General features: G+C 69.5%; 5 protein-coding genes. 3 read left to right on the plus strand and 2 right to left on the minus strand.

What is annotated here, in order from left to right:
• The first annotated feature begins 1,263 nt into the window (after window positions 1-1,263).
• The 3 genes from AB0G14_RS33935 (at window position 1,264) to nadA (ending at window position 5,376) form a co-directional block, all read left to right on the plus strand.
• On the plus strand, window positions 1,264-3,033 hold the full coding sequence (locus tag AB0G14_RS33935; RefSeq protein ID WP_357704610.1) for an NAD+ synthase: 1,770 nt from the start codon (window positions 1,264-1,266) through the stop codon (window positions 3,031-3,033).
• Window positions 3,030-3,908, plus strand: a complete 879-nt coding sequence (locus tag AB0G14_RS33940) for a nucleoside hydrolase (protein ID WP_357704612.1) — start codon at window positions 3,030-3,032, stop codon at window positions 3,906-3,908. Before AB0G14_RS33935 ends, AB0G14_RS33940 begins: the two co-directional genes overlap by 4 nt.
• Before the next feature lie 460 nt (window positions 3,909-4,368).
• Window positions 4,369-5,376: a quinolinate synthase NadA gene (gene nadA / locus AB0G14_RS33945; RefSeq protein WP_357704614.1), complete on the plus strand. Its 1,008-nt coding sequence runs from the start codon at window positions 4,369-4,371 to the stop codon at window positions 5,374-5,376.
• A 426-nt stretch (window positions 5,377-5,802) separates the two neighbouring features.
• On the opposite strand, the gene AB0G14_RS33950 is transcribed toward nadA, so the two are convergent.
• Both AB0G14_RS33950 and AB0G14_RS33955 read right to left on the minus strand, forming a co-directional pair.
• Window positions 5,803-6,675 carry a hypothetical protein gene (locus AB0G14_RS33950; RefSeq protein WP_357704616.1) on the minus strand — a complete coding sequence of 291 codons (873 nt, stop codon included), beginning with the start codon at window positions 6,673-6,675 and terminating at the stop codon, window positions 5,803-5,805.
• Between the two features lie 104 nt (window positions 6,676-6,779).
• On the minus strand, window positions 6,780-7,901 hold the full coding sequence (locus AB0G14_RS33955; RefSeq protein ID WP_357704618.1) for a relaxase: 1,122 nt from the start codon (window positions 7,899-7,901) through the stop codon (window positions 6,780-6,782).
• Window positions 7,902-9,181: the final 1,280 nt, after the last annotated feature.

The following is a 9,181-nucleotide window of genomic DNA, read 5'->3' on the forward strand; positions in this document are numbered from 1 at the left end:
CGACCACGGTGTGGATCAACAAACCAGCAGCTCAACCCGCAGATCTACAGAACACCTGACCACGAAAACGTCTCACTTGACTTGACAGGTTCCGTGAGCGCTGCGGAAAAGGCGCGGCGGTGATCGCGTCAGGTGTGGGTCAGGAAGGCGAGCGTGAGCGAACCGCTGATGACGTGTCGTAAGAAACTTCAGTGGCGTCGAAACCGGGGCGAGACCTGGGTCCCGGGACAAGTCTGGGGGGAGCCTGCTGACTGCCCAGATGGCGTCGGGCATGTAGGCGGCGCGAGCCTGGCTCGGGCTCTTGCACGGAACGTGAGAACCTGTCGCCCCGACACTTCTCCGGCCGGGTCGGCCGGGGGCGAGAGGGTCACCGTCGCCGTCATCACAGGCACATCGACCTGCTGATGCGAGGCGAATTCCCCCAGTTCGGCCGCCGAGGCCAGATCCGACCCGCTTCCACACACCTCCGGCGCGAAATGATCCACAGTGTCGTCCGGCTCCGGCGACCAGACCAACTGCGCACCCGGCGCACCCCGACGCTTTCCCCGAGCCCGCACCGCGGGATCCCCGGCGGACCCCGGCGCGGGCACCTCGGCCGGCGGCGTCCGACCCGGATCGTCGTCCTTCGACGGTGGCATCCCCGAATTTCCGCTGTTCCGCGACACCAGGCGTTCCAGCCGCGTTACGCGATCGGTCAACTCCCGGTTGGCCCGCGTCAACTCCTCGTTCGCCAAAGTCAACCGTTCGACCTCGACGGTCAGCCGCCGCGTAAGCCCGATCAGCTCCTCACGCGACAACTCCTCCAGGCCCGGCACCCGAAGATCACAACACGTCGACGGCACCCAGACACGCACCGACACGCCACCAGGACCGCCCCACCCCGCCGATCACTCACAGCCACCACCAGTCACCACGTGGAGTAGCCCTGAATGTTTACATCTGGGCGCGTTTGGATCGTCGGGCCAGCCCGGCTACTCCAAGTCCTTGCATCGTTACTCGGGGAAAGGCTCATTCTTGGACGGGCGAGCAGTTGTCATTGCCGGGCAGCTGGCACTAGGATATTGAGTGGTAGTAGGGACGACGAAGCCCGACAGTCGTTCATGCGGTACTAATTGGGCAGAGATGCCAGACCGATGTACTCGCCTGCGACGGCCGGGGTCGATTGGCTACCAACAGTGCTATTAACTGCGGTCATTTACGTTCACGGGTGTGGAGCCTTCGAAGTTGCGGAGGGCTCTTTCGCAGCGAACAACGGAGTCGCGCATGCCTGTTCTGCGGGTCGCCTTGGCCCAGACCAATCCTGTTCTCGGAGACATCGACGGGAATTGCTCGGCGGTACTGCGGTGGTCACGGAAGGCCGCCGACCAGGGCGCAAGCCTCGTGGCGTTCCCGGAGCTGGCGGTGACCGGAGGCCCGCTGCGGGATCTCGGTTCGCAACCGGCGTTCGCGGCGGCCTCGGCCGCCGGGCTGACCCGGTTGGCGGCCGACTTGGCAGCAGAGGGACTGGGAAAAGTGTCAGTCGTGGTGGGATACCTGGAGGGTAGCGATTCCACTCAAAGGGCTGACGGTTCAGGCTGTGCCGCGCACAATGCGGTGGCGCTGCTGCGGGACGGCCATGTCGTCGGGCGCTCGTTCAAACACCGGCTGCCCCATCATGGTGTGTTTGACGAGGTGCGCAATTTCCTGCCAGGGAACTCTTTGATGGTCGCCTGCGTCGACGGGACCGACGTCGCACTAGCCGTCGGCGAAGACATTCATGCACCAGCCGTGTTCGCCGAGGCTGGAGCCGGGCTGGTCCTCCAGGTGTGCGCTGCGCCGTACCACGTCGGTGGCCACCACGGGCGAATGACGGCGCTCGCCCGGCTGGCCCGCGCGGCCGGCACGCCGGTGGCGTCGGTGAACGCCGTGGGCGGCCAGGACGAACTCGTGTTCCACGGTGGCTCATCGATCGTCGCGGCGGACGGCAGCCAGTTGGCTACGGCCGCTCACTTCGTCGAGGATCTGCTCGTCGCGGAGCTGGACCTGCCCGCGGCGGGGGACCCGGCTGCCGGGACGCGGCGAATCGCGCTTCCTGCCCCGAAGATCGTCGACCCGCCGCCCCAGCCGATTCCCGTGCCACGGCATCCTCCGGCCGAGCCGGGCGAGGTGTGGCAGGCACTGGTCACCGGGACTCGGGACTACGCGCGCAAGAACGGATTCGCCTCCGCGGTGGTCGCTCTGTCGGGCGGAATCGACTCCACAGTGGTGGCCGTGATCGCGGCCGACGCGCTCGGTCCGGAGAACGTCCTCGGGATCTCGATGCCCAGCGTCTTTTCCAGCGACCATTCGATGTTCGACGCCGAGGAGCTGGGCCAGCGCGTAGGTCTCGATTTCCGCGTCGTGCCGATCCAGCCGGTGGTGGACTCGGTGGCGGCGTTGCTTCCGGTGGACGGCGTCGCACTGGAGAACGTCCAAGCCCGCGCCCGAGGGATGCTGTTGATGGCGGTGTCCAACCAGGAGGGCAGATTGGCCCTGAACACCGGCAACAAAACCGAGTACAGCTGCGGGCACAACACCCTGTACGGTGACCAAGTCGGTGGATATGCGCCGCTGAAAGACGTGCCGAAGACACTGGTGTGGGCGTTGGCGCGATGGCGTAACGCGCAGGCGTACGCGTGTGACACACCGGCGCCCGTGCCCGAGCGCACGATCACCAAGGAGCCCAGTCCGGAGCTGCAGCCGGGGCAGGTCGACTCCCAGCTCTTGCCGGCGCCATACGAGGTGCTGGACCGGATCCTCGCCCGCTACGTCGAGGACCAGCTGAGCCGGGACGAGCTGGTCGCCGACGGGTTCGATGCCGACGTGGTCGACTGCGTGATCGAAATGGTGGAGCGCGGCGAATTCAAGCGGCAGCAGGCCCCACCTGGGCCGAAGATCTCCGTGCGGGCGTTCGGCATGGACCGTCGGATGCCGATCACCAACCGGTTCGTCGTCCACGGACATTCCGCGAGCTACTTCCCCGCACCCACCGTGACTGCGGTGAACCACACGTGACTGCCTCTCTGGTGATCGACACCGATATCGGCGGTGAACCGGACGACGCGATGGCCCTGGCCATCGCTGCCCACCGCTGTCCGGAGCTGGCCCTTGTGCTCACGACGGACGAAGCCGACGGGCAGCGCGCCCGGCTGGCTCGGTGGTTCCTGGATCTGCTCGGCCGGCCCGACGTGCCGGTCGTGGCGGGCCGCCGGCTCTCGAGCACACCGTATTTCTGGGTGGCCGACTTGATTCCCGGCGACGTGGCCGATCAGCCGTCCGGTCCGGTAGGTGCGGTCGCCGCGGTGTGCGAGCGCACTTCCGGCCCGGTGCGCTGGCTGGGCTTGGGGCCGATGTCCAACCTCGGTGACGTACTCGACGCACGCCCGGACCTGGCGCACCGACTGGTCGTCACCCAGATGGGCGGGGCGCTGGCCTACCGCGACCCCGCCCAATCGCAGTACAACTTCCGCCTTGATCCGGTCGCCGTCCGGACCGCGCTGGATGCGGTGTCGCGGCCACGGCTGGTGACCTACGACGTGACGTTCGCTCCGCGGATCGCGATCACGGCGGATTCTCCGCTGTACCGGCGACTCGCCGGCTCCTCCGTGCCGTGGGCGGCGGCTTTGGTCGCGCAGTGCGACCGGTACTACGCCGGCTACCATCCCGCGACCATCCCACACACGCCATTGGCCCTGTCGGCAGCCCTGGGCGAGCCGTTCGTGCGCTTCGATGCTCGGCAGGTGGCTGTGGACAAGATCGGCCGAACCACTCTGGCCGACGACGGCACCTTGGTCCAGCTCAGCACCGACGCCGATCACTCCGGCTTTGCCGAGTGGCTCTACCGGGAACTGAGCCCGGCAATTCCGCGCCCAGTCGCTCCGGTACTCTAACGATCTCGTGCGCAATTGCGTAAAGCCGTGAGCTGCGGTTATTCCGCTTCAGCTGCCAGGTGATCATGCGATCGGACACCAAGTCGGCGAGTGACTGATCAGGTGGTCGTTCCGGGCGGACGCTCTCGAGGTCGAGATGGTCACCTGGCTCGCGCAGAATGCAGATCAGGACGACAAATCGGGGCAGGAGCTTGCCAAAAGAGTCAAAACATTGCGTACGGGCGCCTCGCGAGCGGCGTGGGCGCCATTTCTCTGGCACCAGCATGATTGACAGTCCGCAGGACCGCGTGATCGACTGACCAGCAGTTTCGCGGGGCAGGCGGAAGGGCCAAGCGAGCGCCAAATGCCTGGATACGCCCAGACTTGAGCCGTTGGCATGCACCTGAAGCCGCCGAGAAAGGACAGACGTCCGCGAGCGTTGAGCCCTCCACTGCGGAGTGCTCGGTCTGAGGAGGGCCCAATGGGTGCCGCAGCGCAGGACAACTCACCATCCGGGCGACTGGAGCCCGACAGCACCTGGGCGGAGGAGGTCCGCGCCCTGGCGCGGGAACGCGACGCGGTGCTACTGGCACACAACTACCAGCTACCAGAAATCCAGGACGTGGCCGATCACGTCGGCGACTCCCTTGCCCTGTCGCGGATCGCGGCTACGAGCGATGCAGCCACCATCGTCTTCTGTGGTGTGCACTTCATGGCCGAGACCGCCAAGATCTTGGCACCGGAAAAGACGGTGCTCATCCCCGACGCGCGCGCGGGATGCTCGCTGGCCGACTCGATCACCGTCGACCAACTGCGTGCATGGAAACGTGAGCACCCCGGGGCGGCTGTCGTGTCTTACGTGAACACGACCGCTGCCGTGAAGGCCGAGACCGACATCTGCTGCACGTCGTCCAATGCTGTGGATGTGGTCGCTTCCATCCCACCGGATCGGGAGGTGCTGTTCTGCCCGGATCAGTTCCTCGGCGCTCACGTCAAACGGGAGACGGGCCGGGCAAACCTGCACGTCTGGGCCGGTGAGTGTCACGTCCACGCCGGCATCAACGGTCCGGAACTCGCCGCGCGTGCGGCTGCGCACCCGACTGCCGACCTGTACATCCATCCGGAGTGTGGATGCGCGACATCTGCGTTGTACCTCGCCGGAGAGGGCGTGGTGCCGCGGGAGAAGGTCCATATCCTGTCCACCGGCGGCATGGTCGAGGCAGCGCGTACGGCCGGCACCGGCACTGTGCTGGTCGCTACAGAGGTTGGCATGCTGCACCAACTACGCAAGGCCGCCCCAGCCATCGAGTTCCGCGCGGTGAACGACCGTGCGTCATGCCGGTTCATGAAGATGATCACGCCGGCTGCTCTGCTGCGGTCGTTACGCGAAGGCGCCGACGAAGTCAAAGTTGATCATGATATCGCGGCACGGGCACGGGCCTCGGTGCAGCGGATGATCGAGATCGGCGCATCAGGCGGCGGCGAGTGAGCGGCGCGTCCCACTCGGGACGACAAGAAGCGGCAGTTAAAGTGCTGGACCGGCCGGTCCCGATGGAGGTCGGGGACGTCATTAGTTTCGACGCTCCGCATGCCGAGGACGACGTCGACCAGCCCTGACCGGCAGCTCTGCGAGATCAGGGCTGGTCAACGCAGCCCCATCCGCCCGGGTAAAGGCGAGCCTTCCTCCCGGGCGGATGGCCTGCCGGCAGCTTCGCCCGTCGGAGGACCAGCAAGAGAGGGCAGGCCGGGAAGGTGCTGCCGCGCCGCTTCCGGTCCTCGCGCCGTGGCCGGCGCTGCGGTCCGGGTCGGCTTGCCATCGGCCTACGCCTCCGGCGATGTCTGTACCGGTCGATCACACGGCTGCGGCCCTTCACCGAGAGGTGAGGGGCCGCGTCGTGGTCACCGGTCCACGGGCTTACCGGCTGGGCGAGTCAAGGCCAGCCTCCGCAGCTTTCACCGCAGGTGCCTGCCCGGCTGCGTCGCTGCCGGGCTTCGCCCCCGCCACAGCGTCTCGGGTCGAGACGGGGTACGCCCGAGCGGCCGTCACCGCCGGTTCACTGCTGCTGGTGGCGATGCTCTCTGCCGGCCCGGCATGAGTCGTCTGGTTCTCGGCGGTCTCCGGGCTGCGGTCTCGACGTACCGTGCCGAGGTCGATGCGGCCGTCGAGTTGGTCCTGCACCACCCGGCACGCATACGCTGCCGGGGTCCGGGCCCGGTCGACGAAGTTGGGCACTCCGCGCAGCATCTGCTGCACATCGTGGCCGGCTTGCTGCGCCTGGTCCAGCGTGTACGCCAGCGCACCCCACGCCTCGCACCCGATCACCCTGTCGGCCCGCTGCCCAGACGGCCACGCCTTGCGGACCTCGGCGGCCATCCGCTCCTGCCGGTCCCGCACCGCCTCGGCGGACATCGCCGGCCGCCGCACCCGGTCCGTGGCTTCGCGCACCGCCCGGTCGACGGCATCGGACAGCACCTCAATGTCGTCCGGCTCTCGCGCCGGCTCGGGCTTCTCAGCCGCCCGACCCGCCCGCTTGGCGAGCTGGTCGACGACCGTCTGCCGGGCCTGCTGCGCCCGTGGGTCCACGTGCTGCCACGTCGACGCAGCCCGCCACACCCGCGCGATGTCCTCCGTCCCCGCGGTGCGCCACCACCCCGGCCGCATCGCCGGCCGCCACACCGCCGCGTCGGCCTGCTGTGCTGCACGAGCCTGCGCGCGGATCTGCCGGGCCTGCTCCTCGCTGGCCCGCACGGCGCGTTGCAGCTGCGCGATGCGAGCGTCGATGAGCACCTGTGCCCAGTTGGCCAGCGGCCTGGATCGCGGCGGTCATCGCCGCGGTGGCCCGCTGCTGGATCTCGGCCATCTCGTTGTCGGCCACTACCTCTCCCCGTCCCTCATCGCTGCGTCTGCTGATCCGCCGCCGGGTCGACGCGGGCCCGAGCCCGCGTTGCATCTGGCTCCTCCCGCCCGACGCGTGGGCCTGGAACGTCTCGCTCGACGTGCACCGAGCCCTGCACGAGCAGCGGCATCAGGTGCGCCGCCGCCCTGGCCGCCGCGCCAGCCGCGTGTGCCTGCTGTTCGGCCGCGCGCAGCTCGGCCAGCGCCACCACCAGCCGGGCCGCCTGCACGACCACGGCGAGCAGCACCGCCGCTTCACCGCCGTCGCGGGCAGGTCCGGTGACCATCAGCGCGTCGGCGACCCGGCCCAGCTCGGCGGCGATCGTCGACGCCGCCGGCGCCGGCGCGCGACGCGGTGGCGCCGCCGCGCGGGCCAGCGCGTCAGCCGCCCGCGTCACCGGTCCCCGCCCGGACGGCTCGGTGACGGCCGCAACCCGGGCCAGTAGGTCGGCGCTGGCCCGGGCTGCCGCCGGCCACTGCGGCGAGCCCGGCGCGACGCCGGCCAGCCGCCCGCTGATCGCCGCCAGGGCGGCGGCCGACGACCGCCACACCGCCATCCGGTCCTCACCGCGCAGCATGGTCGATTCTGCGGAATCCGCCGTCTTCCACTGCGCTGCCGGCGGTGGCGCGTCGGGCCACCGTTTGCGGACCTGGGTCAGGCTCAGGTCGCCGTCCAGGCTGCGCCCGGCATACCAGCGCGGCTTGCTGGCACCGGCCGGCCGTAGCGCCACGGCGTATCCAACCACCTGGTCCCGGTCGGTCGCCGCGGTGCGCGCAGCGACCAGCAGACCCGCGCCCCGCATCCGCGCGACCCACTCGGCCTCGCTGCCGGCACCCGCGAGCGCGGCCCGGACCTGGCGGCGCAGCAGCTCCCGGTCCGGCACTTGGTCGACGCGCCGGGCCCGCTCGACCTCGGGCCGGGTCAGCTCCGGCCGCTTCGTCGCCCCGGCCCGACCGGGCGTCCACTTGCCCAACCCGAACTCGTCCTCCAGGAGGTCGGCGACCTGCTGGCTGCGCCGCTTGTCCTGCCGTAGCCACACCGGCGCCCCGTCCTCGGTGGCGAGGGTGACGACCACGTGTATGTGGTCGTTGCCGCGCGCCGACAGCCCGTGCCGCACCGCGATCCACCGACACCCGGCGCCGCTGGTTGGTGATCGTGGGGCATTTCGACCCACATGATTGTTCGGTCAAAGCTCGGGTTGTCCGTTGTCGGCGCCGGTGGGGGTTGGCGGTCGAGCCAGTCGGTGGCCGCCTGCTGCTCGGGTGGGGACCACCCCTGGGGAACCACCGCCTGGTATCGCACGGCCTGGCCGTCTTTGCCCTGCTCGACGAGCAGACCCAGCCTCCGCAACGCCTGCACGTACAGCCGGGCGGTGCTCGGGCTGGTGATCGCGGATTGGTCGAGGACGGTGGAGTCGGTGATCTGGGTGGTCGTGAGTGGCTGGCGGTGACGCAGCATCGCCGCCCACACCACGACCGCGCTGCCCGGCGCCACGTGCGGTGTCTGTTGGAGGGCGTCGTGCACCGCTGCGGGCACCGGCGGGGTGTTCGCGGAGGGCGCCGGTGGGGGTTGGCGCTCGAGCCAGTCGGTGGCCGCCTGCTGCTCGGGTGGGGACCACCCCTGGGGAACCACCGCCTGGTATCGCACGGCCTTGCCGTCTTTGCCCCGCTCGACGAGCAGACCCAACCCCTGCAACACCTGCACGTACAACGCGGCGGCGCGCGTGCCGGTGACTGCGGACTGGTCGAGAACGGTGGAGTCGGTGATCTGGGTGGTCGTGAGTGGGCTGGCGGTGACGCAGCATCGCCGCCCACACCACGACCGCGCTGCCCGGCACCACGCCCGGTGTCTGTTGGAGGGCGTCGTGCACCGCTGCTGGCACCGGCGGGGTGTTCGCGGAGGGCGCCGGTGGGGGTTGGCGCTCGAGCCAGTCGGTGGCCGCCTGCCGCTCGGATGGGGACCACCCCTGGGGAACCACCGCCTCGTATCGCACGGCCTTGCCGTCCTTGCCCCGCTCGACGAGCAGGCCCTGCCCCCGCAACGCCTTCACGTACCGTTCGGCGGCGCGCGTGCCGGTGACTGCGGACTGGTCGAGGACGGTGGGGTCGGTGATCTGGGTGGTTGTGAGTGGCTGGCGGTGACGCAGCATCGCCGCCCACACCACGACCGCGCTGCCCGGCGCCACGCGCGGTGTCTGTTGGAGGGCGTCGTGCACCGCTGCGGGCACCGGCGGGGTGTTCGCGGAGGGCGCCGGTGGGGGTTGGCGGTCGAGCCAGTCGGTGGCCGCCTGCTGCTCGGGTGGGGACCACCCCGGGGGCACCACCGCCTGGTATCGCACGGCCTTGCCGTCGTTGCCCCGCTCGTCGAGCAGACCCAGCCTCCGCAACGCCTGCACGT

Origin of the sequence: Micromonospora sp. NPDC023814 (assembly GCF_040639595.1) — a bacterium.
Classification (GTDB): Bacteria; Actinomycetota; Actinomycetes; order Mycobacteriales; family Micromonosporaceae; genus Micromonospora.